Source organism: Bacillus sp. BC08 (genome assembly GCF_054326875.1).
On sequence record NZ_JBTGPA010000031.1, the window covers coordinates 20,648 to 44,727 of the forward strand.

Below are 24,080 nucleotides of genomic sequence, written 5' to 3' on the forward strand. Positions count from 1 at the left end.
TAATCCAGATTATTATATTGTTATTGTAAATTTATTTTATTGAAGGAGGATACATAGATGAAAAGCTCAAAAGGCTCTATTGAATCAGAGATAAGCAAAGCAATTACTCACTGGGAAAAGGACTATCTAGGACGCGGGTCTATATCCGTTAAGACAGATATATTACGGGATATGATTATCGTAAATTTACAAGGTATTTTAACACCAGCTGAATATACTGTTTGCGAAACAAAAGACGGTATGCTAACGATAAAGAAAAATCGTTCAGAGTTAGTTGAATCTGGAATAGAAGATCTAAAAGAGATTATACTAGAATTAACTGGAGAGAAAGTGAAAAGCTTTCATACGGATATAAGCTCCCGTACAGGCGAACGAGTAATGATTTTTAAATTGCTTCATAATCTTGAGGGAAAGTTTTAAAAATAAAAAACACCTTAAGGTTAGGGGAAGGGTTAAGAAACCTACAAGTTTTGCACTTTATTAACATACTAATAATTAAAAGTTTGAAGTTATTTAGGTATAATAAATCTTTGAAAACTGATAAAGAAATTGACAAACTGTTTAATATGGTTTATCTTATAATTGTTTTAAAAAATTGATAGATGCTCATTTTAACAGTTTGCTATAATTAAGGCTTTAGCATTTTTTTAATATGTAATATTGACTAAATGAAAAAGTTTCTTAATGAAAAGATAGCACATAACATAAATTGATATATTGATTGTATAATTTAGGAGATCAGAAATATACTTTTCTTTTTAATAGGAGTAATACATACATTATTATCCTCTATAAAATGGGAGCTCTTCAAAAAACTTTATTGAAGTTAGTTGAAGGGAAACCGACAATCTCCATAATTCAATGATGATATAAAATCATTGAATTATGGAAGTTGTCGGTTTTTTTTATGGGAAAAAACGATGTACTAAAAAGAGTGAATGAAATTTGAAATTAAAAAAATATCTTACTTAAAAGGAATTTTTATAGGTTATTTTCGTTTGGAAGGGAGTATTGTACATGTTAATTTCGCTGAGTTCATCAACACTGTTAACATTATTTTTTATGGCGCTTAGTGCTTCTTGGCTAAGTGGATTCTTGTTTTTACATGCAAGGGTGCCTTTACGTTTTGTTCATATCCATATTGGTATCGCTGCTTTGCCTTCATTGGTTTCTTTACTCGCACTTGTTAAGCACAATGGAGATAGAGTTGTAGGACCTTGGCATTTGGATACTTTAGCTTGGTTCATGGCTTTCTTTGTTCTTACAATTGGTTTAATCATTCAACGTTTTTCTATACGTTACTTACTGGGGGATCGCTTATATCGAAAATATTTTGCACTTTTTACATGTACTACAGGTGTATCTTCAATCGCATGGTTAAGTAATGATCTTCGTTTCATGATTATTTGTTGGGGAGCAACTCTTATAGGATTGGTTCTACTCATAGGGCTAAATAAAGGGTGGAAAGTAGTTAGTGAAGCAACAAAAATTTCTAGTTATTTATTTACAATAAGTTGGATCGCTTTGCTAGTATCTATCATTTGGCTTTTTCAAATTACTGGACAGTGGCAGTTAACATCAGTTTTAACGAATGAAAATGTAGCTCAATTTGGAACGTTGGAGAAAATAGGAATTAACTTATTGATTATAGTAGCTGTGATGATTCCAGCAGCACAATGGCCTTTCCAAAGGTGGTTAATTGAGTCAGCTGTTGCTCCAACTCCTGTTTCTGCTATTATGCATGCAGGGTTAGTAAATGCTGGCGGTATCATGTTAACTAGATTTTCACCTCTTTTTCATGATGATATTGCACAAATCATTTTACTAATTTTCTCTAGTATTTCTGTCTTAATCGGAACAGGAATTAGCCTAGTTCAAGTTGATTATAAACGTCAGCTAGTGGGATCAACTATTGCACAAATGGGGTTTATGCTTATTCAATGCGCATTAGGAGCCTATTTAGCGGCTGTTATTCATTTAATTTTACATGGTTTGTTTAAAGCGACATTGTTTTTACAAGCTGGTTCTTCCGTGCAACGTTTTGGGGCAGTGAAGCCGTTTAATGAAGGGATATCTAATTTATGGATTATGGTTGGACGTGTTTTCGGATTATTTATAGCGATTGCTTTTTGGTTTACGACTTCTGGAGAAGGGTATGAATTAGTTAGTGCGTTTATCTTAGGGTGGTCATTATACTTTTCATGGAAACAGCTTGTTGTTTTTGGAGAGGGAAGAATGGGACGAATTGTTGGCGTATTTATTTTAGCTGGATTTTCTCTCATTTACTTTACCGTTCATAATTCTCTTTATAAATGGTTGCATACTGACATGTATCAAAATGTTCAACCTTCAGCTTCAGCCGTTATTTTTGTTATATGTCTCTTATTATTTGGTAGTGCTATTAGTACTCTCGTTACTCGTAATCAATCCTCTACTATATTTGCTGTAATGTATCTTTGGTTCGTTCGAGTAGGTGAGGCGAGACAAAAGTCAGTAGAAAGTCATCCAAGCTATCTGAAACATTATGTATCAAAGGGAGGTAATCAGTGATGAGCATATCGTCAGTAACGAAAGAAACTTTAAAAAAGAAAGAGACAAATATTGAAGTACAAGAAAAGAATATGAATAATTTAGTTGAATCTGCTAGCCGAGTTGTTGCACCACTTTGGCCGATCGCTACATTTGCAGCTCATCACCCTTGGATGGGACTTGAAAAACAATCATTTGAACAAGTTGCCGATTGGTTAAAAGAAATTCGTAATGTGGATATATATCCTAGTGCTTCTATGATTCATTTGGCAAAGGCGAAAGGTGAAATTGAGGAATCATTTTTACAAAGTGGCTTGTCTCGTTGGCTTGATTCACAATCTTTTCATATCAAGCGAAAGAAAGCGGAGCAGTTTTGCCAAGCAGCTTTAAAATTAGAGGAATTACCTTCTAGTCTATTATCATCGCCACAATTAAATAAACTGGCAGAAGAAATGAGTTATATAAATACAGGAAGTATGAAAGACTCTTCTATGCAACCTGTAAGTTCACTTATAGAGAGTCAAAAGGGTGAAAACCTATCAGATATTCTTAATTATCATATCATTAAATGGTGTAAATTATATCTTGATGACTCTGGGTCAAGTTGGACGATGCCAAATCGAGAGAAAGGTTTGTATCGTGCATGGCATCACCTTATTACATTTGATCCAGCGCTCAGTAAAAATGAGCGTAAAGTTTTAAAAGATTGGCCACAGGATGCCAAAGTAGCTTTAAAGAGAGCGTTATCTGAACTAGGAATTTCTGAATCTAATATGCAAGCTTACCTTGAAGGACACTTGCTTGCTTTGCCTGGGTGGGCAGGAATGATACTATGGCGTTCCCAACAGTCGACTCAGGAGCAGGAACTTCTCATAGAATATTTAGCAGTTCGAATTTCTATGGAGCTGGCCATTGTAAAACCGTATTTACCTATAAAAAATCAAAAGGGTGAGAAAAAAGTTGCGATTATCCCACTTATAGCTTCTTGGATCTATTGGGGGAATATTTCAATCCTGGAATGGTCACAAATGTCTGCAGCTGAACAAAGTGAATTATTAGCATTTGCATATCGTTTTGATGAAAATATTCGTAGGAAACTTTGGCTGGAAGCTTGGGAACAAACGCATGCAGAGCAATTAAGGGAGAAGATTGCTTCTAAACAACGTGCAACTAATGATAAAAAGCGTGTATTAGCTCAATTAGCATTCTGTATTGATGTACGTTCAGAACCGTTTCGTCGCCACGTAGAAAAATTAGGTCCGTTCGAAACGTTTGGAATAGCTGGTTTCTTTGGGTTACCAATTGCGACTAGTGAACTAGGTAGTAAAGACAACCACCCTTCTTTGCCAGTTATATTAAAACCGAAACATCAAATAAAAGAGCTCGCGGATGAAAATGAATATAAATCTTATCAACAACGTAAGAAGATAGACAGCTCAGTAAGTTATACGTTTAAAACGATGAAACAAAATGTAATGACAAGTATGTTACTACCTGAGGTAAGTGGCCCTGTACTTGGTTTACAAATGGTGACAAGGAGTTTTGTGCCAAGAAGAGTAGGTAGTTTCCTTCGTAATCTTCGTAAAACGATGTTACAAAAACCCGATACAACATTCTCGCTGAATCATGTTCATGATACAAAATGTGAGATACCTATCGGTTTTACGAAAGAAGAAAAAGTGAACTATGTGCGCCAAGCTTTAAAAATGGTGGGATTGACAGAAAAATTCGCGCCTTTAGTGGTAATGTGCGGACATAGTAGTCAAAGTACGAACAATCCTTATGCTGCAGCGCTTGAGTGTGGTGCTTGTGGCGGAGCGGCGGGAGGATTCAATGCAAAAATTTTCGCTACTTTATGTAACCTTCCAGAAGTAAGAGAGGCTTTGTCTGCTGAAGGTATTAACATTCCTGAGGACACCATTTTTGCAGCAGCTGAACATAAAACAACAGTGGATGAATTGGAATGGATTTACGTCCCAGAACTTTCGAAAACTGCACAAGAAGCATTTGATAGTATTGAGTCGGTTATGCCAAATGTCAGCCAACATGCAAATAGAGAGCGCTTAACACAATTACCTAATTTTAAAACGAAAATAAAAAATCCGAGTAAAGAGGCGCATCGCTTTGCAGAAGATTGGAGTGAAATACGTCCAGAATGGGGATTAGCCCGTAATGCATCTTTTATTATCGGACAGCGTGAATTAACTCAGGGTTGTGACTTAGAAGGAAGGGCTTTCCTTCATAATTATGATTGGAAACAGGATGAAATTGGAGATATATTAGGTAGCATCATTGCAGGACCTGGAACGGTAGCTCAGTGGATAAATTTACAATATTACGCTTCAACTGTAGCACCTCATTATTATGGTAGTGGAAACAAAACAACCCAAACCGTAACGGCAGGTCTCGGTGTTATGCAAGGAAATGCAAGTGACTTGTTGCCAGGTTTACCTTGGCAATCCGTTATGCAGTCAGATAGTGAGACGTATCATTCACCACTTCGTTTATTAATTGTCATTCAAGCACCTATTGAATATATAGAGCGTTTGCTAAATAATGATTTCACATTTCGAGAAAAAGTTCAAAATGGATGGGTTAGACTTGCAAGTGTTGATCCAGAAGGACATTGGAAAAACTGGTAACAATCATGTCATGTAATGAATAATCAACTATCGTTACTAGTTTAAAAGTTTCATAGCTACAATAATGAAGAAGGAGTGCTCCATATGAATTTAAAGAATAAAAAAGTATTATTATTAACAGAAATTGAACACGGAATAGAGCCTATTATCCAACAAGTAACTAACATTCAACAAGAAAACATGTTGACTATACACAGCTATGATTCTGTAATTATACATCCTTATGGAGATATAATGAGATCTGTTATTATTGCTATTTATGAAGAAAATGTTGAAGAGATTTTTGTTGTAGGAATAGAGGATAAAGAAACTGATGTAGTTAATCTACAAACTCAACATGATTTCATAAAAGAAAATATAGAATTAGACTATCTTTTTAAAAATTGCATGCCTGAATTTTCAAGTGGTAGCCTGAATGCATGGTTAAGTGGAAAAGAAAATGTTAGTGAAAATATTGAGAAGAGTATAGATATGATTCGTCACCATCCATTAGTGCCTTCTGATATTAAAGTTCATGGTTTCAAGATTGATAGAACAGGTGAAAAAGAAATGGTTGTTAAAATCGCTACTAATAAAATAGTTGCAAAAGTTAATTAATCTATGAAAGACAAATAAATTCTTATGTGTCAATCGCTGTTGTATAATAAATTTTATTATGTTTTAAGAATCAGAAGAGGTAGCCATGCAAAATAAAATTATTGTTATGTTTCAAAAAGATTTTCGTTTATATGATAACCCAGCTTTATTTGAGGCTGCTCAGTCCGGTGAGGTTGTTCCGGTATATGTACATGACGAAACTTTTTCAATAGGAAGTGCGTCAAAGTGGTGGTTACATCATGCTATAATAGATGTTCAAAAGCAACTTGAGGCATTGGGCTCTACTTTAATAATTCGCAAAGGAAATACACAGGAAGAAATACCTTCTCTCATAGAACAGTTAGGTATAACGGCTGTGTATTGGAATATTTGTTATGATCCGGACAGATTACAATCTAATCAAAAAATGAAACTGATGTTAGAAGGTAAAGGTATTATCTGTAAGGAATTTAATTCACATTTATTATTAGAACCGTGGATTATAAAAAAGAAGGATAACACTGAATATAAGGTGTTTACACCGTTTTACAATGCATTTCAAAAGCAGGTAATACCTAAGCCTATTAGTAAAGTGCAGCGTATAAAGGGAGGAAACTCTTCACCAGCAAGCTTATCTGTTTCAGAATTACACTTGCTTCCGACTATACCGTGGACATCTCATATTGAATCAATATGGGAGCCTACAGAAGAAGGGGCATACAAAACATGTAAGAAATTTTTCTCTAGCAAATTAGCCTCTTATAGTGAAGGAAGAGATTTTCCAAATCAAAATGCTCATTCGATGTTGGCACCTTATCTTTCATTTGGTCAAATATCGGTGAGATGGATGTATCATTATTTAATAAATAAAAGTACCGAAAGACAATGTAGTCTTTTTGAAGAACAAGTGAATAGTTTTATACGTCAATTAATTTGGCGAGAGTTTTCTTATTATTTGCTATATCATTATCCATTTACAGTATATAAACCTCTTAATAAGAGCTTTGAACATTTTCCGTGGAATAATGAAGAGGCGTTATTAACAGTATGGCAGAAGGGTGAAACTGGTTATCCATTTATTGATGCGGGAATGCGGGAACTATGGCAAACAGGTTTTATGCATAATCGGGCAAGAATGGCTGTAGCCTCTTTTCTTGTAAAGCATTTGTTAATTCCGTGGCAGGAAGGAGCGAAATGGTTTATGGATACATTGCTAGATGCTGATATTGCAAATAATACAATGGGGTGGCAATGGGTTGCTGGAAGTGGAGCAGATGCATCACCGTACTTTCGTATTTTTAATCCCATCACACAAGGAGAAAAATTTGATAAAGATGGGGAGTATATAAGAAAATGGGTACCAGAATTAAGAGGTATGCCTAATAAATATATACATAAACCTTGGGAAGCACCTGAGCATATTTTACAAAAGGCCAATATAACGCTTGGTCATACATATCCTTTGCCAGTTGTTAATCATAAGGCGGCACGGGAGAGAGCACTTTGTGCATATAAAAGTATGAAAGAGTTCGTATAAAATAGGTTAAACAATATATATTTGAAATTTAAATATTAGAATTTTATCCATTACAAGGACATACTAATCATATAAAGCTTCTATAATCTTCTAGTAAAAAGGAGAATGTTTATGAAAAAATCTAGTATTCTAGTATTTTTACTAACATATGGTTTGTTTTATGTTTCTAGTATTTTATTTCCTATTGATCGTATGTGGTACGATGCGCTAGAAAAGCCGTCTTGGACACCGACTGGTATGACAATCGGAATAGTTTGGGCTGTATTATATGGACTTATTGCATTATCAGTTGCAATTATTTACAACAAATATGGATGTAAGCCAAAAATATTTTGGTTTGTATTCCTTTTAAATTATATGTGCAATCAAGCGTTCAGCTACTTTCAATTCAGTCAAAAAAATTTATTTTTAGCAACAGTAGATTGTTTACTAGTCGCTATTACTACGTTACTTCTCATAGCGGTTTCTTCCAAATTATCTAAAGTATCAACATGGTTGCTGATTCCATATTTTTTATGGTCTACATTTGCTACATATTTATCTTGGACAATTTATAGTATAAATTAAAGACGTAAATAAAAACTTGAGCATAATAAAAATGCTCGAGTTTTTATGTTTACTAATGAAAATCTAAAATATAGAATATACACATCTTAGGGAGGGCATATATGTGAAGAAGTGGATAAAAATTATTCTGTACTCTTTACTAGGTATTTTACTTATGGGAAGTATTAGTTTTTTTGTTTGGTCTCAGTTTACTTACAAACCAACGAAAGAGGCTTTGTCGTTAGTAGATGATAAAAAAGATGAAGCTAATATAGTTTTTGGAGAGAAAGATGCTAAAGTAGGGGTTATTTTTTATCAAGGAGCTAAAGTAGAAGCTGAGGCTTATAGTTACTTAGGAGAAGCTCTTGCAAAAGATGGGCATTTTGTAGTGATGCCTAAGTTGCCATTAAATTTAGCGATATTTGGAATCAATGCAGTAGACAGTGTAATGGAACAGTATCCTAAAGTTCAAAAATGGTATGTTGCAGGGCATTCAATGGGGGGAGCTATGATTTCTAAGTATGCCTTCCAACATGACGACAAGGTAGACGGGATCATTTTCTTAGGTTCTTATCCTGCAGATGACTTCTCTAAGAAATCGATTCCGATGTTATCAATTTATGGGGAAGTAGATGCTTTAGCAACTGTAGAAAAAATAGAGAACCATAAAAAGTTAATGTCAAAGAATACAACTATGCACATGATAAAAGGCGGAAACCATGCTCATTTTGGCATGTACGGTGAGCAAAAAGGTGATAATGCAAGCTTAATTACGCCAAAAGCACAGCAAGATGAAACAGTGAAAGTAATGGAAGAATGGTTGTTAAAACAATGATAATGAATGTAATAAAGTGATCGAAAGAATTCTCCTTCCTCAAGATATCCTAATGGTAGGTTGGAGAGGTAATCAAGAGCCAGCTCATAAGAGTAGGCTCTTTTATTTAATTTCTACCTCTAATTGCTTTCTTATTTTCTCCGGAATATCCTTTCCAGAAATAACGTCGTAAGAATACACATATTTTCCTTTCACATGAATTTTCAAGTAAGTTTTTCTTATAAAATCATTAGGCGTGTTTGTTCCAACTTTATATTCTTTTTCATTGTTTAATTCATCAACACCTTTTAGGGCGTACATAGCTCGTCCTTTATGATGATAATCCGGAACACCATATCCTTTCGCGATGGCGTATACATTTTTTTCTTCAGCAATCGGATTAAATCTATCCAAATCCCCTCGTAATATGAAAGGTAGTAAGTATATAGGGAGGCCTATTCCTAGTATGCAAAGTACAAATTTCTTCATGATCATTTCTCCTCTTGTTCATTTACATGGTTCAGTATAGAAAAAAATTCTTATAAATATAGAGGGGAATTCCTTAAGGTTTTCTTAATACAGTTTAACCGTGTGAAAAAGATTAACTTGAGTATTAAATTTACAGAATGAATAGCCAAATAACCTGTTTTCTTTATTTTTTGATGGTAGGTTATTTGTTTTTATATTGGTATGAGTGAATTAAGAAATAAATGAGATTTAGGAAGTAGAATAAATGTATTTTATAGTAATAATAGAATTACCTAAATAAATTTATAGTGCGAACAATGAAAGAAAGCATCTAGTAAGATGCTTTTTTCTTTTGGAATAGAGAATCTCATGGGGTAGTTACATGTAATGCAGCGCTATGCTTCTATGTCATTGGAAAATCCAATGACAAAAAAAGAGGCTTGCCTTCCAAACAAATTGTTATTTGTAATACTGTTATCAAAGCAAAGTGCTCGTGACATTTCTTTGATATTCAAAAACATTAATAACCTATTGTATAAAGTTTTTTGAAAATTTAGGTTTAACATCTTTAAAATAGGTGTATTACATATTACATAACAACTAAATAAGAAAATAAAAAATCTAAAGGAGGAAAAATACAATGCATAAGAATGAAAGAAAACCGGTGGTTCATGAATATGAAAATGAACAGGAAGTAGTTATGAAAGTAAAAGAGCTAGAATTGCAAGGGATTCACCAAGATGACATTTACGTGTTAACACATGAAACACATCTAACAAAAAAGATTGCGGATGATACAAACATAAATACGATTGGAGTAAAAGAACAAGGATTGGGCACAAGTATTATCAATTTTTTCTCCAAAAAGGGGGACGAGCTCCGAAATCAAATGGAGGAAATGGGGTTGTCGAAGGAGGAAGCTAACTTATATGAAGAAAAACTAGATCAAGGGAGAATTTTACTTCTAGTAACAGCTGAAACACCAACGGCGAGTGATAGGCAGCCGCAAAACTATCATTCTCTCTAATAGATTGCAATATCTGATAAATAGATAAGTTAATTATTTTAGGTTGTAGCATGGAAGAAAATAAAAGTAGAGAAGGGTGAGAAAAATGAAACATACAATATTTAAATATGCTGCGATTGGGATTACGACCGGAGTCATGGTATCCCTATTAAAAAAAGAAAATCGGAAAGTCATACAAACAAAAGGAAAAAGCGTAAAAGACAAATTACAAGAAGGAAACATAAAGGAAACATTAGAGAAGGTAACTGAGACAAGTAAACAATTCTCTGTAACTGCAGCTAATGTTGCAAAACAAACATTACCACAACTGCTTACAGCCACACCGGTTGTTATTTCTACTATTAAAGATCTAACAGAAAGCGAAAATAACAAAAAGAAAAAAGATGAAAAGGATAACGAAATAAATCAAAGTAGTAAGGACATAGACGGAGAAAAAACAAAAAATGAAAAGAAATATATGAAAGAAGGGAAAGAAGAGAGTGCTTAGATTTAATTCTAAAAAGAGAAAGTGAGGAAAAAAGTATGAAATCTCTGTATGCAATTGATGTAGGAATTGGTTTTACTAAGCGGGCATATCGACAGGATGTAGATTCTGAGGTGACGATTAAGAGTGAAGCTTCTACACTAGCTCCTGTACCTAATCATGCTGAAAGTGAAGATTTAACAAAGGTAAGTTTTATAGACTTAGACTTTGCATACTACATGGGAAATGAAGCGCATCAATCTGACGCTTCATTTCTTCCTCCATTTGACGAAGAAATAGAAAATTATTATGAAAGCGAACAGTTTAAACAACAAATATTTGGTTGCATTGCAAAGGATTATAAAGAAAATGTCGTGTTACCTTTAGTTGTTACCGGGCTTCCCGTTACTTGTTTTGGTAGTCAGCATGAGCAATTACAACGTGCACTAAAAAAAGAAACTTCCGTGCAAATTGATGGGAAATTTATTAATATTACGGTGGAAAATGCTTTGATTCTTCAGCAACCGGTCGCTTTACATGCTTATTTCTTAAAAGAGGGAATCATTCAGGAACAAGATCGTATCTTAATTATTGATGGTGGATTTCGTACATTAGAAATGACAGATATGAAACAGAATGTCATTTTAAATCATTATGAGACGGAACTAGGATGTAGCAAGCCTTTGAAAAATATTAAGAATATCCTGCAAAATCATGCAGGGGAAAGTGATCACTTGCATATTAACGACATGCCAAACATATTAGAAGAAGGATATGGAGGTCGAGAAGAAAATTATCAGACAAGTCAGGTTGATACTTTGATTCAAAAAGAGTTGGATACACACTTCCAAGACGTTATGCGTGTATTACAAGAACAATTTAAGTTAGACCAGTATGACACTATTATTTGGACAGGAGGAATAGTAGACCTCCACAAAAAACGAATTGAAAAAATGCAAGGCGAAATTTCTTCTTTCCGTATGGTAGACGCTTCGAAAGAGGCTGCACTTCATGGATACTATATGATTGGAAGTCAAGTATTTGACGACATCACCAATCAATCTGCATATGAATCCAAATTATAATGACGACCGAAAAGGAGTTCGTTGAATAGACGTGCCAAATTATGTAGCTTCTTTTCCACATATAAATAAGAAAAGATAAAAAGTACTTGTATAGAGGAAATGTTTAAAATTGAGAATAAAAAATAACTAATATATAGGGGGTCTTCCTTCTAACAGAAGGAGACCTCCTATGCCATTTATTATCTAAAAACCTTTCCTCCAAGACATGAATACCTACATACAAATTTCATATTACGGATATTATTCGATGAAACATAAAACTATTCAGAAAGGAAGAATAATATGGAATGTATAAAAATGCCGAAATGGGATTGGTATCATGTGAAAACTAGTGAGCTTGAAAAACTTTCTTCTATAATCCTTCGTGATGTAACAACTTATTTCTCTCAATTTGTAAAGAAAATAAGTTCTCCTTGTGAAAATGGATTATATGTTTATACGCTATCACCAAGTCGAACTTGCGTATATGGTTCGTTTTTATATGATCAAGATAAAAAGGACGCCAAAATTCAAAAATTTCTTCATTATTTCGTAGCTCATGGAATACTGATAACGGTCCAAGAAAAAGAGGAAGAGGATTTTCAAAAATTAATACATAATTTCCCTATAGGTATAAAAAATTGTAATAGTTCCGCTGAAGGACTATGTACTATCTTATCAATATTTATATCTCACTATTTACGAAAGGTTGACTATTTTGAAAACAATTTCAGAAATGTGTTATGGGATTTTTATCATCATAATAACATAGCAGTTTTAGAAAGAATTTATCATATTCGTCATGAATTATTTATGAATACACATGTGTTTCGCTTAATACAAGAAGTGTTACAAGGCTTGGAGGAAGCTTGGTTAGAAAACATAACAAACACCCTTTGTTATAAACAAACATACGTAAAATTAGAGCGTGGATTACAACTCGTTAAAGAGTACCAAGAAGAATTAGACACGATGATTCATTTACAAGAAGTTGTTTCTTCTCATCGTGGGAATGAAATTATGAAAGCTCTTACTGTATTAACTGCTGTAAGTACGCCGTTGACAGCTTTAGGAGCATTATGGGGTATGAACTTTAAATATATGCCTGAACTAGAATGGAAATATAGCTATTTAATCGCTCTCTTGTTTATTATTTTCACAACAGGGGGTATGTATTTGTATATGCGATTCAAAGGATGGACGGGCGATTTATTACGAGTAAAGAAAAAGAAATCTTTTTTTAAATCTAATTAGTCCTGTTTATAAAAAATATGATAGATATATAGTTAATAATATTTATTAATTGGGGTAGTGCCATATCCCTATCAAGTTAAAGTTTTGATGTCCTCGCAATGATAAAAATAAACTTAGTTACCATAAAAAAAATAATATTTTCATGTAAAGGCAATGAGCTAAAATTTCATCATCTTCATCACATTTGACCTCCAGAAAATAAAAAGTTAAACTATCCTTGTACTCAAAGTACTACGATAGTACTAAAGAGATAATAACTTTACTATTTTGGTATGAGGTGAATAAATGATGAAAGATCGGATTGCCAAAACTGCTATTGCGCTTTTTCATGTAAGGGGAATAAAATTCACAATGAGTGATTTAGCTCGAGATCTAGGTGTAAGCAAAAGTACGATCTACGAGCATTTTCCATCTAAAGACGCGCTTATTGGTTATGTAGTTGAACAAATAAATGAAGAATCTCAAATACGTTTTCGGGAAATTATCGAAGATTCTAATTTGACCATACCGGAAAAATTAAAAGGGGTTCTTTTAATTGTGCCTAAGGATTTTCAGCACAGCTTCTTACGTTTATTGGTTGAACTGCGACGTTATCACCCAGAGCAGTGGCTAAAAATAGAACAAGGCATAAATGAAGAATGGGAGGTAATTACTGGACTAGTTGAAGAGGGGATCAATAGCGGCGTTTTACGTTCAATGGACATTCCAGTACTAATCCAAACACTCAAAACGTTAATGACATCAATTTTCGAACAGGGTAATATATCCTCTAACCAAATTACTCTACAAGAGTCACTTGCGATGATGGTCGATATTATATTGCATGGAATTACAAGTAAGGATTAAATAGCACTTCTACATAAAAATGAACATGATAACAATAACCATACAGGTTAATGTTATCATGTTCATTTTTATTTTTATGCTGATTTGAGGAGAGGGAAATTATACTTTACAGGTTGGAAGGTATCGGTATAATATAAAGTTAAGTACCAAAAAAAACTTTTTGGTACTGTAGGTACAAAATAAAAAAATCAGGGATATTCTTGTAGATAAAATAAAGGTATGGGAGGAATGTAAATGGATTTTTTTGAGACTGTTTTAATCATTGTGAATTTCAGTTTTCTAGGCTGTACACTGTTTTTTAGTGAAAAAATAAAACGATGGTCTGTCTTTATCCTAACAGTTGCCTTCGGCGTGGTTGTTGTGCAACTTATCGTAGAAGGCTATCGCTGGCAAATGATTCCGGCTTATTTGTCCCCAATTATTTTAACAATCTGCTATTTATTTGCTGAATCAAAAAAGAACGTTAAAAGTTGTGCGGCAGTTACAGTTAAGATATTGCTACTGGTCATTTATTTGACTCTTGCGGTCATGTTTCCTTCTCTCATGCCGGTAGTTTTATTTGAAAAAGTGAGCGGTCCCTTCAAGGTTGGTACTACACTTTATCATTGGATTGATTATGAGCGAAAAGAACCTTATATGAAAGATTTGAATGACCAGCGCGAGCTGATGGTTCAGGTTTGGTATCCTGCAAAGGAAAAAGGAGCGATGACTCGCGCACCTTATATCCATAACTCGGGTGAAATTTCTAATGGGTTGGAAAAATCATTGTCTATTCCAGCATTCGCGTTTCACCATCTAGGCTTGGTGAAATCGAATGCATTCATGGAAGCTCAATTGTCAGATTTAGAGGAACATTATCCAGTCCTAATCTTTTCTCATGGCTTAAGTGGTTTTCGCAATCAAAACACGTTTGAGGTGGAGGAGTTGGCCAGCCGAGGTTATATTGTCATAGGGATTGATCATACCTATGATGCTGCAGCAACCGTCTTTCCAGATGGTAGAACTGCTATTGTACAGTCGATTAATTTAACTAATTTTGCCGATCGAGATCGCCATATTAAACTATGGAAGGAAGATGTTGTTTTTGTGCTTAATCAAATAGAGAAGCTTAACCAAAGCGATAAAGATGGTCGTTTTACAGGAAGAATTGATACATCCCGAATTGGAATGTTTGGGCATTCTTACGGTGGAGCTACAGCTGCGCAAGTGTTAGTAGAAGACTCTCGTGTCAAAGCAGCTATCAATATGGATGGTACATTGTATGGGGAAAATGTTCCGAAATCTGGAGTCGGAAAACCGTTTTTGATTATGAATGCTGAGATTAGTGATGATTCCACGGAAGATTTTTTAGAGGGAAAAGTTCGTAGTGACCAGGCACTTACAGGTGGTGGCATGTCGATGGTTATTCCTCATACCGATCACACTAGTTTCACTGATTTTCATTTGTTCTCGCCTTTGTTACGGAGTTCAAGTGAAGATCCAAGATACGTTCACCGTATCATAAACGAATTCAGCCTTGCTTTTTTTGACAAATATGTGAAACAGGTAGACGATGGCTTTACGCTTGAAAAATTGGCAATCAAATACCCAGAAGTAAAATTTAAAGTAAATGAATGATAATATTTTTGCTAACAGTTGGATGTATTTTAAGCGTAAAGTAAGAATACAGAGGGCAATCTTTTTATTATTAATATAAAGGAGCTTTTTTATGTTTAATAGATTGCAGCATTTTCTTTTATCTGAGAAAGAAATAGTTAAAACTATGAAAAATTACAAGGAGGAAAAAATAGACTGTCCTAAAGGAAGAAAAACTTTGGGGGATTTAATCTTAATAAGAACTTTTATATTTTTAATGTTTGTTCCAATATTAACTTTTATTTTTTCAGTTATAATTTATGGAGCTGTTTTCTTTTTATCAGGTATTAAAATTATTGTTTGGGGCATCGCTATAATGTTATTTGTTCCAATAACATTGCTTTTCTATATGAATATAACTAATACATCTATTATTTTCACTGACTTAGTGAAGAAATTTTTATTAACCATAAAATATTTAAATCCATTTTACTCAATTTTAAATAAACCTTGGTTATTTATATTTGAATTATTATTTGCTTTTTTATATGTCATTGTGCTAACTTTGTTTTCTATTTGTATAGTTTTACATTCATTAGAAATAGATTTCTCTGCATTTAGTCCAGGGGACAGTCGAAGTTTTCAATTTTCAATTATTATTTTACATACAGCAATTTATTTGTTCATAAGAGTTCATGGGCAGCCTTGTAAGACAACTAAGCAAAAAATTAAAAAGCTAAAAATGAAATTTTATTTATGGTTTTGTTCTATGATTGCAAGCATTGTATATATATTTGAATCACTCTTTAATTATATGAATGGAGTCCAAGCAATTTATTTTATTTTTGTTTTAATGATTGCTTTAGAAAGAACAGTGACGCATTACAAGAAATTTATAGATTTTTTAGAATCTGAAAGCCTGTATGAAAAACAATTTTAGAGAAAAAAGTCTTTTGAGATACAAAAAGTTATACCTACTAAGTATTAGATAAGTAAATAATCCGTTATTCTTTCCCTAGAATCATAGGAAAGGGTAGCGTTTTTTTTGCATGACTATTTTTGTATTTGATGAACTATGATTAGTTGTTCAAGAAATTCAAAGTTTTTTATCTCCCAATCTCTTACGAAATCTTGTCAGAGAGTTTGTTTTCATGCAATGAACCTGTAAATTTCAAACAAAAGCTTTTCTCAATTCATGAGTACGGATGGAAAAAGAATGAGATTCTATAATATCTTATTTAATATTATTTTTGGATGGAATATATGAGGGGAATGCTATAAAGAGTAAATATGAAATAAAATCAGGCGAATATTATTTGAATGTGTATAAATTTGATTATAAAAATGGTGAATATTTATATGAAAGATTAGAGCTCTCCTACGTGAAGGGGGGCTCTAATCTTTGTTTAAAAACTATATCATATACATGGGCAGAATCATCATCTGAAATTTTCCTAGAATATGACAAAAGAGAACTTGCGTTAGAAAACAAGCTCTCTTTAAAAGAAATAACGTAATTGAGATACTTATATAATAACAATTGTTTTCTTCTAATTCCATATGTCTTATGTTGAGAAATAAATTATAAGTGGCTTGATAAAGAACAAACGAATTATTGACATAATATTTTGACGATAATATAATGAATCTCGAATTCAAGATAACTTGTAAAGGATTGGGAATTATGAGCGTGATTAAAGATGAAAGCTTATCTTTAAATTTACTCGTTATATTATCAAGGGCAGTACAGTCAATACTAAACGTATTGAAAAGGTTATAAAAAATTATGGACTTAATTCAACTGAATTTGCAGTGCTTGAGCTACTATACAGTAAAGGTGATCAGCCTATACAAAAACTTGAAGACAAAATATTATTTGCAAGTAGTAGTATCGCGTATGCGTTAAATATTTCAGAAGGTATCGAATTGATGGATACTATTTTTCCTCAGCATAAAGAGGGGATTCGGCAAATATTTGGTAGTTTGGATTATATTGAGAAAAAATGATAATTAAACAGTTGAAAAAGTTAGGATATTACGCGCAGAAATTGTAAGTTTTTAGAGGTTATTTCTGTTTAGTAATATCCTAATTAAATATAAATTAAATAAATAGGAGGAAAAATTAATAAGTGGTAGTAAATGTATTGTAATACAAAATGAATAAATCATGTAATTGCAAGTAGTATAGTAAGAAATGAGATTGTTATGTTAACGTATACATATTATCCTTTTCATTATAAATCTTTCATAAAGCGGAGAGTGGGTATCAAGAATGGAATTACGTCATTTAGAGTATTTTATTCAAGTTTGTAATAATAATAGTTTTACTAAAGCTGCGGAAGTTCTAGGTATTTCACAGCCGACTTTAAGTCAACAAATCCGTGTGTTAGAAGGTGAACTTGATACACCTTTGTTTCATCGAGTTGGAAGAGGTATTAAAATGACAGAAGCGGGTAAGCTGCTATTTGATAAAGGAAAATTTATCATGCAACAATTTGATGACGTTTATAATGAAATTTTTGAATTAAAGGGTGTAAAAAGAGGTGTAATTACTATAGGAGGTTTATTAGAGGATCTCACCTATTTAACACCTTATATTATGAAGTTTCAACAACATTATCCCAACATCGTAGTAAAAATTATAGAATCCGAAGTTGCTGTAAATCAAATCGTTGAGAAAAATATTGATTTAGGAATTACACGTAGTGCTCAAATTCCAGACACATTAACAAGTACCCTTTTGTATAGCGAAGAGCTTGTCCTTGTCATCCCAAAAAATCATCCTTTGAATGAAACATCATCGGTTTCTTTTCGAGAATTAGTAGGGCTAAGTAGAATAATGGTTTCATGTAGTTGTCGTGAATCTATTAAAATATATTGTGAGAGTTTAGGGTTATCTTTATCTGAAGCAAATATAGAAACAAAATCTTCTATTTCTTTATTGAGCCTTGTATACAATGGACATGGTGTTGCTATAATACCTCTTTCACTAGTTGACTTTGTTAATAATGATACTTTGAGCATAGTTCACATTACTGATCCAACACCAAGTCAAGATATTAATCTGATACACTTTGATGATAAATTTTTAAGTTTTGCAGCACGTATCTTTATGCAGAAGTTACATGATCCTGAAAAAGTATTAGTCTAATAGAAATAATAATGATTATAGTGTGAGAATTAAAAATGATACATAACTCTTGGGATAAGTCCTAAATTACGGTCAAAGGGCAAGTAGATTTATATTTGTGGTATAGTCGTTTCAAATGGGAGTACCATTGACTTTTACTTAAGGGAAAAAGGGCAGACTTTGCAAGGAGAGAAGGCTGTGAAAAACAAGTCAAGTTAATCAATTAACTCTTCGGTCTTATCGCATAGTAATAGATTCCATTAGGGATATATTACTATTTCTTTCTACATATCCTTATTGCATAAAGAAAACCACCGACATTATACCGGTGGTTTTGACTTAGAAAGCAAAGCAAGTACAACCAATACCCCATTTAGTTCCATCTTTTCCTATTACGGTATGAGTGTGCTGATGGAGAGGGTTACTGCAACTATGTAACTTGTGATCATGGGCATCGTGGGAAAGTATAGTGTGGGATAGGTTAGCACCACCATAACCATAAACTCCCGTCGGTGACCAATCGGGTGATGCTGGCGGCAGTTCAGGTGATAAATTTTTAAATTCATCATTTCCATAAACAACCTGCCCACCCATAATGGTGAGTAATGATTCAAGGTTCTTGATTTCTTCTTCTGGTACAGTAAAGTAGTCAGCAGACAATACAGCAAGATCAGCAAACTGACCTACTGCAAGGGTTCCTTTTTTACCTTCATCACCAGAGAACCACGCACTTCCTTTTGAATATAATTCCAGGGCTACTTTTCTATCAAGTTTATTTTTTTCATCGTATATCGAAAGTCCACCAATGGTTTTTCCGGCAACCATCCAGTAAAGAGCGACCCAAGGGTTATAGCTGGAAACCCTAGTTGCATCACTACCAGCGCCAACAGGTATACCTAGGTCTAACATACGATAAATTGGCGGAGTATGCTTTGCAGCTTCCTTTCCGTATAAATCAACAAAGTATTCACCTTGAAAAGCCATGCGGTCTTGGATGGCAATACCGCCATTTAAAGCCTTAACACGTTCCATACTACGGTCTGAGATTGTTTCTGCATGGTCAAACCACCATCGTAGACCATTAAAAGGAATTTCTTTGTTGACTTCCTCAAATACATTTAAGAATCGTGTGATTGACTCGTCATAAGTTGCATGTAAACGGAATGGCCAACGGTTTTCCACCAATAGAGAAATTACTTTCTTTAAGTCAGCTTCCATCATCGTAGCTAGTTCAGGCCGTGGCATTTGAAATTTTTCGAAATCGGCTGCCGAGAACACTAACATTTCTCCGGCACCATTCATTTTATACTTATCAGTTCCTTGACCTGGAGAAACAATTTTGGCCCATGAAGCAAAGTCTTCATATTCATGATTAGGATTTTGTGTAAATAGATTATAAGCAATACGCAAAGTTAATTGTTCCTTCTCGGCTAAATGCTCAACAACTTTGTAGTCATCAGGGTAATTTTGGAATCCGCCACCTGCGTCAATAGCACTTGTAATACCTAATCTATTTAATTCGCGCATAAAATGGCGAGTTGAATTAATCTGGTCGTCAAAATTAAGTATTGGTGCTTTACCCAAACTTGAATAAAGAATAGAAGCGTTAGGATTCGCAATTAAAAGGCCTGTTGGATTACCTCGTTTATCTCGCTCAATTAAGCAGCCTGGAGGGTCTGGGGTATCTTTTGTGTATCCCAGTGCACGCAGCCCAGCACGATTTACAAGTGCTCTATCGTAAAGATGTAGCACAAAGACAGGTGTGTCTTCAGAAACAGCATTAATCTCTTCCAAAGTTGGCAACCGTCTCTCTTTAAATTGAAATTCAGACCAACCTCCAACTACTCTTACCCACTGAGGAGCAGGTGTACGCCTTGCCTGTTCTTTGAGCATTTCGAGAGCTATGGCAAGTGAAGGCACGCCTTCCCATCGTAATTCCATATTATAATGAAGACCGCCACGAATAACGTGTATATGAGAGTCATTCAGACCTGGAATAGCTCTCTTTCTTTTAAGGTCAATTTTTTTTGTTTTTTCTGTGGCACTATTAAGAAGCTCATCTCCACCTACTGCAGTTATTAACCCATCAGTTATGGCGATAGCAGATACCTCAGGTTGAGAGGGATCAAGGGTAGTAATTTTTCCGTTATATAAGATCATATCCGGCAAATTCATATTCACACCTCGTCTACTTCCTATTATTTTGTAACCATGGATGAAATAATTTACCGAAAATCGGCATAACTAGCCATGATAGCAAGGACACTATACATACAGAAACAAAAAAAGCGGACATAATAGGATTCATATGTTTTATGATAGGTCCTATCAATTTAGGAACTAACATGCTAAGAGGCCATACACCCAGAAGGGTAACGATAGACATTTTCCATTTTGGCGGTGGAATTGGCGTTTTCGGAGTAACAAACCAATAAGCCAAACTACTTTCAGTTTTGTAACTTGGATTAGTAGCTTTAAATTGTTCTGCCTTTTTTAACAAATCTCGGCGAACATCTGATTCTTGCCAAGCACGTAGATGCTCATACGTATCAAAGCGAAAAATAACAGTATACTCTCTGGATTCGTTATTTGGGACTATTAGATTTACACCTAAATGCCCTTGGAATTTAGTAGCGGCAGCTTCGATTTCATGTCTCCATGTTTCAAACTGTTTTTCTTTACCTTGTTGAATTTTCCATGTAACAATCGTTGTTACTGGATCGGCAGCACCCATCGTGTTCCTTGTATGAGTCTCTTCGACAGCTACTCCTTCGTGTTTCATATTTTCCTGCTTGGAAGCGCGCCATGCACCATAGTATATGCGTATTCTACACCTTGACCATAAGCACCAGTGTGTTCCTTTACAATCTCCATTACAGCGTCATAAGTGTCTTTGTGTGCCCAGTCACGTTGGTATTCAAGTAAAACTTGAATTGCTGTCACTGGAATTGCACCAGCTTGTTCTACACGACGCATAGCAGCGTTATGTGCTGTCAAACTAGTACCACCTGAAGCATCATCAACTGCATACACCTCATAGCCAGCTTTAATTGCTTCAAGCACAGGGAATGCAAGGCAAACTTCAGTCCAAAGTGCTGCAAATATTAATTTCTTTCTACCTGTTGCTTTAACTGCTTCAACAAATTTTTGGTCTTCCCAAGAGTTCATTGAACTGCGTTCTATAATTTCATGGTTTGGGAATATGTCAAGAATTTGTGGCCAAAAATAACCAGAAAAGCTGCGTGTCTCCACTGTAGTAAGAATAGTAGGTACGTTAAAAGTTTTTGCAGATTTAGCAAGCAACATAACGTTATTAATCAATGTTTGTCTATCAATACTTGCAACTCCAAAAGTCATTTGAGGTTGAAAATCAATCAAAATTAAGGCACTGTTCTCCGGATTTAATAATTCTAAATTACTCATAATAAAACACTCCTTTTTTTATTATTTTCAAAAAGTTAATTTAAGTTGTAATCATAAAAATAAAAGCTTTGCTAAGCTTTTTAATTTAAAATTTAGTGCTGATTTAATCAGCACTAAATTTATACTATCTACTTTGAAAAAAGTAATTTAAAGCTATTTCTTTGGAATATATTTATGCATTTTGTTTACTAAGATCTCGTTGAGCTCCTAAATAGCTTCCAATTATATTTTGATAACCTGGAAGATTACTAGCAAGTAAATTGCCAAAACCTTCGACATCGTTGCGCCAATCGCGTTGTAATTCGCAAGCTACGCTAAACCAGTTCATAAGTTGTACGCCATTATGTGCCATACGCGTATTGGCAGCATCTGCAACTTGTTTGCTGAAAGTTCCTGAAGCATCAGTAACAGCAAATACTTCATATCCAGCTTTTATAGCAGAAAGTGCCGGGAAAGCAACACAAACGTCCGTAACTACGCCCGCGATGATAAGTTGTTTTTTTCCAGTTTCTTCGATTGCTTTTACAAAATCATCATTATCCCATGCGTTAATTTGTCCAGGTCGAGCTATTTTTTGTGCGTGAGGAAAGAGATCAACCAATTCTTGCATTAAAGGTCCATTAGGTCCGTTTTCAAAGCTAGTTGTTAAAATAACTGGTAAATCAAAAAACTTAGCAGTGTGGGCAAGAGCTAAAACATTGTTTTTGAATTCATCAACACCATAGTCACGTACTAGTCCGGACATAAGACCAGTTTGATGATCTACTAAAAGAACGACAGCATCATCTTTGTTAATACGAGAATAGAGATCAGTCATTATGTATTCCTCCTAAAAATTAAGTAATCGAAGAAATTTTAAACAGCAGAATATCATCCTAAATTTCTTCGTTTGTTACGATTAGTTTGTAACTAAACTGACCGTTCATATGAGTTATAGCAGCATTCACGGAACATGAAGCGCTATACAAATTTATAGTATTTGAAAACGAATTGGTTAATCAATTCTAAATTATCTATAATTTGTATAGGTCGTAACTATAGTTGTTTTTCACTATAAAATAGATTGATTTTACCTATACATTCTATAGATAGAACGATATTGATAGTCACCTATTTTTGTTATTAGAATTGAATAGGAGGAATTTTCAGTAAATAATTCGTGATGAAAAAGGTAGGAGATGGGGAATTGTCCATAAACAGAAATTCATCGGAACAGTAGAGTTTCATGCATAGAGTTCACAATATAAATGTGCATAAATAGGTTATGAGATTCATTCAGATTATTGAAGAGAAGGATATATATTAAAGGAGGTAGGAGAATGGCAAAAATTACTGTAGGAACCGAAAATCAAGCACCAATTGAGATATATTATGAGGATCATGGTATAGGGAAACCAGTTGTACTCATTCATGGTTGGCCGTTAAGTGGTCGATCTTGGGAATACCAAGTTCCCGCTCTTGTTGAGGCTGGATACAGAGTTATAACATATGATCGTCGAGGTTTTGGAAAATCATCTCAGCCGTGGGAAGGGTATGAATATGATACCTTTACTTCTGATTTACACCAACTATTAGAACAGTTAGAGCTTCAAAATGTCACACTCGTTGGTTTTTCTATGGGTGGAGGCGAGGTAGCCCGGTATATTGGGAAATATGGAACCAATAGAATAGAGAAGGCTGTATTTGCAGGAGCTGTACCACCATTCCTTTATAAGTCAGCAGATCATCCTGAGGGTGTATTAGATGATGTAGCAATTCAAGGATTTGAAAATGGAGTAAAAAATGATCGCCTAGCATTCCTTGATGAGTTTACGAAAGGATTTTTTGCTGCTGGAGATCGAACTGACTTAGTTAGTGAACCATTTCGACTTTACAATAGGGATATAGCTGCGGATGCATCGCCTAAAGGAACACTAGATTGTATCGCTGCTTTCAGCAAAACAGACTTCAGAGGAGATTTAGCCAAGATTAATATACCTACCCTTGTTATTCATGGTGATTCAGATGCAACTGTACCATTTGAATATAGTGGGAAATTAACGCACGAAGCAATTCCTAATTCTAAAGTAACGTTAATAAAAGGTGGTCCACATGGACTAAATGCAACGCATGCCAAAGAATTTAATGAAACACTCTTATCATTTTTAAAGGGCTGATTACAACTATATAATTGTTAATTGATACAT

Annotated in this window: 22 protein-coding genes and 1 pseudogene; 17 read left to right on the top strand and 6 right to left on the bottom strand. The window is 34.2% G+C overall.

The window, feature by feature from the left end; all coding sequences use genetic code 11:
• The first annotated feature begins 57 nt into the window (after window positions 1-57).
• The 7 genes from ACXVYO_RS10740 to ACXVYO_RS10770 all read left to right on the top strand — a co-directional run bounded on the left by ACXVYO_RS10740 (window position 58) and on the right by ACXVYO_RS10770 (window position 8,665).
• On the top strand, window positions 58-420 hold the full coding sequence (locus tag ACXVYO_RS10740) for a Na-translocating system protein MpsC family protein (protein ID WP_098202385.1): 363 nt from the start codon (window positions 58-60) through the stop codon (window positions 418-420).
• A gap of 597 nt (window positions 421-1,017) precedes the next feature.
• Window positions 1,018-2,550, top strand: coding sequence for an NADH dehydrogenase subunit 5 (locus tag ACXVYO_RS10745; RefSeq protein ID WP_458466970.1), 1,533 nt, complete (start codon window positions 1,018-1,020; stop codon window positions 2,548-2,550).
• Window positions 2,550-5,171 carry a DUF2309 domain-containing protein gene (locus ACXVYO_RS10750; protein WP_458466971.1) on the top strand — a complete coding sequence of 874 codons (2,622 nt, stop codon included), beginning with the start codon at window positions 2,550-2,552 and terminating at the stop codon, window positions 5,169-5,171. The genes ACXVYO_RS10745 and ACXVYO_RS10750 overlap by 1 nt, the downstream gene beginning before the upstream one ends.
• An 84-nt stretch (window positions 5,172-5,255) precedes the next feature.
• On the top strand, window positions 5,256-5,768 hold the full coding sequence (locus ACXVYO_RS10755; RefSeq protein ID WP_458466972.1) for a carbonic anhydrase: 513 nt from the start codon (window positions 5,256-5,258) through the stop codon (window positions 5,766-5,768).
• A gap of 85 nt (window positions 5,769-5,853) precedes the next feature.
• Window positions 5,854-7,284, top strand: a complete 1,431-nt coding sequence (locus ACXVYO_RS10760) for a cryptochrome/photolyase family protein (protein ID WP_458466973.1) — start codon at window positions 5,854-5,856, stop codon at window positions 7,282-7,284.
• A 111-nt stretch (window positions 7,285-7,395) separates the two neighbouring features.
• A complete protein-coding gene (locus ACXVYO_RS10765) occupies window positions 7,396-7,851 on the top strand; it encodes a TspO/MBR family protein (protein ID WP_458466974.1) in 456 nt (151 codons plus the stop codon).
• 103 nt (window positions 7,852-7,954) lie between these two features.
• Window positions 7,955-8,665, top strand: coding sequence for an alpha/beta hydrolase (locus tag ACXVYO_RS10770; protein WP_458466975.1), 711 nt, complete (start codon window positions 7,955-7,957; stop codon window positions 8,663-8,665).
• Between the two features lie 102 nt (window positions 8,666-8,767).
• Here the strand turns inward: ACXVYO_RS10770 and ACXVYO_RS10775 are convergent, their stop codons facing one another.
• Both ACXVYO_RS10775 and ACXVYO_RS10780 read right to left on the bottom strand, forming a co-directional pair.
• On the bottom strand, window positions 8,768-9,133 hold the full coding sequence (locus ACXVYO_RS10775) for a YxeA family protein (protein ID WP_458466976.1): 366 nt from the start codon (window positions 9,131-9,133) through the stop codon (window positions 8,768-8,770).
• Between the two features lie 374 nt (window positions 9,134-9,507).
• On the bottom strand, window positions 9,508-9,633 hold the full coding sequence (locus ACXVYO_RS10780) for an acyl dehydratase (RefSeq protein ID WP_458466977.1): 126 nt from the start codon (window positions 9,631-9,633) through the stop codon (window positions 9,508-9,510).
• Window positions 9,634-9,752: 119 nt separating this feature from the next.
• Between ACXVYO_RS10780 and ACXVYO_RS10785 the strand changes: the two genes are divergently transcribed.
• From ACXVYO_RS10785 to ACXVYO_RS10825, 9 genes and pseudogenes are all read left to right on the top strand, one after another.
• Window positions 9,753-10,139 (top strand): general stress protein, encoded by a 387-nt coding sequence (locus ACXVYO_RS10785; protein WP_458466978.1) that lies wholly within the window; start codon window positions 9,753-9,755, stop codon window positions 10,137-10,139.
• A gap of 85 nt (window positions 10,140-10,224) precedes the next feature.
• Complete coding sequence (locus ACXVYO_RS10790; protein WP_458466979.1) at window positions 10,225-10,626, top strand: peptidase U61; 402 nt, start codon at window positions 10,225-10,227, stop codon at window positions 10,624-10,626.
• A 35-nt stretch (window positions 10,627-10,661) separates the two neighbouring features.
• Window positions 10,662-11,687: a ParM/StbA family protein gene (locus ACXVYO_RS10795; protein WP_458466980.1), complete on the top strand. Its 1,026-nt coding sequence runs from the start codon at window positions 10,662-10,664 to the stop codon at window positions 11,685-11,687.
• Between the two features lie 282 nt (window positions 11,688-11,969).
• Complete coding sequence (locus ACXVYO_RS10800) at window positions 11,970-12,920, top strand: magnesium transporter CorA family protein (RefSeq protein ID WP_458466981.1); 951 nt, start codon at window positions 11,970-11,972, stop codon at window positions 12,918-12,920.
• A gap of 288 nt (window positions 12,921-13,208) precedes the next feature.
• The gene (locus tag ACXVYO_RS10805; RefSeq protein ID WP_458466982.1) at window positions 13,209-13,766 is read left to right on the top strand and encodes a TetR/AcrR family transcriptional regulator; all 558 of its coding nucleotides are present in this window, start codon (window positions 13,209-13,211) and stop codon (window positions 13,764-13,766) included.
• A gap of 234 nt (window positions 13,767-14,000) precedes the next feature.
• Entirely contained in the window at window positions 14,001-15,383 is a 1,383-nt protein-coding gene (locus ACXVYO_RS10810) for an alpha/beta hydrolase family protein (RefSeq protein WP_458466983.1), read from the top strand.
• Between the two features lie 91 nt (window positions 15,384-15,474).
• On the top strand, window positions 15,475-16,281 hold the full coding sequence (locus tag ACXVYO_RS10815) for a hypothetical protein (protein WP_458466984.1): 807 nt from the start codon (window positions 15,475-15,477) through the stop codon (window positions 16,279-16,281).
• A 744-nt stretch (window positions 16,282-17,025) separates the two neighbouring features.
• Window positions 17,026-17,395: pseudogene (locus ACXVYO_RS10820) on the top strand (MarR family transcriptional regulator).
• A gap of 218 nt (window positions 17,396-17,613) precedes the next feature.
• Entirely contained in the window at window positions 17,614-18,492 is an 879-nt protein-coding gene (locus ACXVYO_RS10825) for a LysR family transcriptional regulator (protein ID WP_458466985.1), read from the top strand.
• A gap of 318 nt (window positions 18,493-18,810) precedes the next feature.
• Here the strand turns inward: ACXVYO_RS10825 and ACXVYO_RS10830 are convergent, their stop codons facing one another.
• The 4 genes from ACXVYO_RS10830 to ycaC all read right to left on the bottom strand — a co-directional run bounded on the left by ACXVYO_RS10830 (window position 18,811) and on the right by ycaC (window position 22,711).
• Window positions 18,811-20,646 carry an amidohydrolase gene (locus ACXVYO_RS10830; RefSeq protein WP_458466987.1) on the bottom strand — a complete coding sequence of 612 codons (1,836 nt, stop codon included), beginning with the start codon at window positions 20,644-20,646 and terminating at the stop codon, window positions 18,811-18,813.
• 13 nt (window positions 20,647-20,659) lie between these two features.
• Window positions 20,660-21,253, bottom strand: a complete 594-nt coding sequence (locus ACXVYO_RS10835) for an antibiotic biosynthesis monooxygenase (protein WP_458466988.1) — start codon at window positions 21,251-21,253, stop codon at window positions 20,660-20,662.
• The gene (locus ACXVYO_RS10840; protein WP_000067164.1) at window positions 21,250-21,894 is read right to left on the bottom strand and encodes a hydrolase; all 645 of its coding nucleotides are present in this window, start codon (window positions 21,892-21,894) and stop codon (window positions 21,250-21,252) included. Before ACXVYO_RS10840 ends, ACXVYO_RS10835 begins: the two co-directional genes overlap by 4 nt.
• 172 nt (window positions 21,895-22,066) lie before the next feature.
• Window positions 22,067-22,711: an isochorismate family cysteine hydrolase YcaC gene (gene ycaC / locus ACXVYO_RS10845; protein ID WP_000131218.1), complete on the bottom strand. Its 645-nt coding sequence runs from the start codon at window positions 22,709-22,711 to the stop codon at window positions 22,067-22,069.
• A gap of 502 nt (window positions 22,712-23,213) precedes the next feature.
• Between ycaC and ACXVYO_RS10850 the strand changes: the two genes are divergently transcribed.
• Window positions 23,214-24,050, top strand: a complete 837-nt coding sequence (locus ACXVYO_RS10850) for an alpha/beta fold hydrolase (protein WP_458466989.1) — start codon at window positions 23,214-23,216, stop codon at window positions 24,048-24,050.
• The last annotated feature ends 30 nt before the right edge of the window (window positions 24,051-24,080 follow it).

Coding starts and splice junctions, on each gene's coding strand:
- ACXVYO_RS10740 (WP_098202385.1), top strand. CDS start 58: ATGAAAAGCTCAAAAGGCTCTATTGAATCAGAGATAAGCAAAGCAATT.
- ACXVYO_RS10745 (WP_458466970.1), top strand. CDS start 1,018: ATGTTAATTTCGCTGAGTTCATCAACACTGTTAACATTATTTTTTATG.
- ACXVYO_RS10750 (WP_458466971.1), top strand. CDS start 2,550: ATGAGCATATCGTCAGTAACGAAAGAAACTTTAAAAAAGAAAGAGACA.
- ACXVYO_RS10755 (WP_458466972.1), top strand. CDS start 5,256: ATGAATTTAAAGAATAAAAAAGTATTATTATTAACAGAAATTGAACAC.
- ACXVYO_RS10760 (WP_458466973.1), top strand. CDS start 5,854: ATGCAAAATAAAATTATTGTTATGTTTCAAAAAGATTTTCGTTTATAT.
- ACXVYO_RS10765 (WP_458466974.1), top strand. CDS start 7,396: ATGAAAAAATCTAGTATTCTAGTATTTTTACTAACATATGGTTTGTTT.
- ACXVYO_RS10775 (WP_458466976.1), bottom strand. CDS start 9,133: ATGAAGAAATTTGTACTTTGCATACTAGGAATAGGCCTCCCTATATAC.
- ACXVYO_RS10780 (WP_458466977.1), bottom strand. CDS start 9,633: ATGTTTTTGAATATCAAAGAAATGTCACGAGCACTTTGCTTTGATAAC.
- ACXVYO_RS10785 (WP_458466978.1), top strand. CDS start 9,753: ATGCATAAGAATGAAAGAAAACCGGTGGTTCATGAATATGAAAATGAA.
- ACXVYO_RS10790 (WP_458466979.1), top strand. CDS start 10,225: ATGAAACATACAATATTTAAATATGCTGCGATTGGGATTACGACCGGA.
- ACXVYO_RS10795 (WP_458466980.1), top strand. CDS start 10,662: ATGAAATCTCTGTATGCAATTGATGTAGGAATTGGTTTTACTAAGCGG.
- ACXVYO_RS10800 (WP_458466981.1), top strand. CDS start 11,970: ATGGAATGTATAAAAATGCCGAAATGGGATTGGTATCATGTGAAAACT.
- ACXVYO_RS10805 (WP_458466982.1), top strand. CDS start 13,209: ATGAAAGATCGGATTGCCAAAACTGCTATTGCGCTTTTTCATGTAAGG.
- ACXVYO_RS10810 (WP_458466983.1), top strand. CDS start 14,001: ATGGATTTTTTTGAGACTGTTTTAATCATTGTGAATTTCAGTTTTCTA.
- ACXVYO_RS10815 (WP_458466984.1), top strand. CDS start 15,475: ATGTTTAATAGATTGCAGCATTTTCTTTTATCTGAGAAAGAAATAGTT.
- ACXVYO_RS10825 (WP_458466985.1), top strand. CDS start 17,614: ATGGAATTACGTCATTTAGAGTATTTTATTCAAGTTTGTAATAATAAT.
- ACXVYO_RS10830 (WP_458466987.1), bottom strand. CDS start 20,646: ATGAATTTGCCGGATATGATCTTATATAACGGAAAAATTACTACCCTT.
- ACXVYO_RS10835 (WP_458466988.1), bottom strand. CDS start 21,253: ATGAAACACGAAGGAGTAGCTGTCGAAGAGACTCATACAAGGAACACG.
- ACXVYO_RS10840 (WP_000067164.1), bottom strand. CDS start 21,894: ATGAGTAATTTAGAATTATTAAATCCGGAGAACAGTGCCTTAATTTTG.
- ycaC (WP_000131218.1), bottom strand. CDS start 22,711: ATGACTGATCTCTATTCTCGTATTAACAAAGATGATGCTGTCGTTCTT.
- ACXVYO_RS10850 (WP_458466989.1), top strand. CDS start 23,214: ATGGCAAAAATTACTGTAGGAACCGAAAATCAAGCACCAATTGAGATA.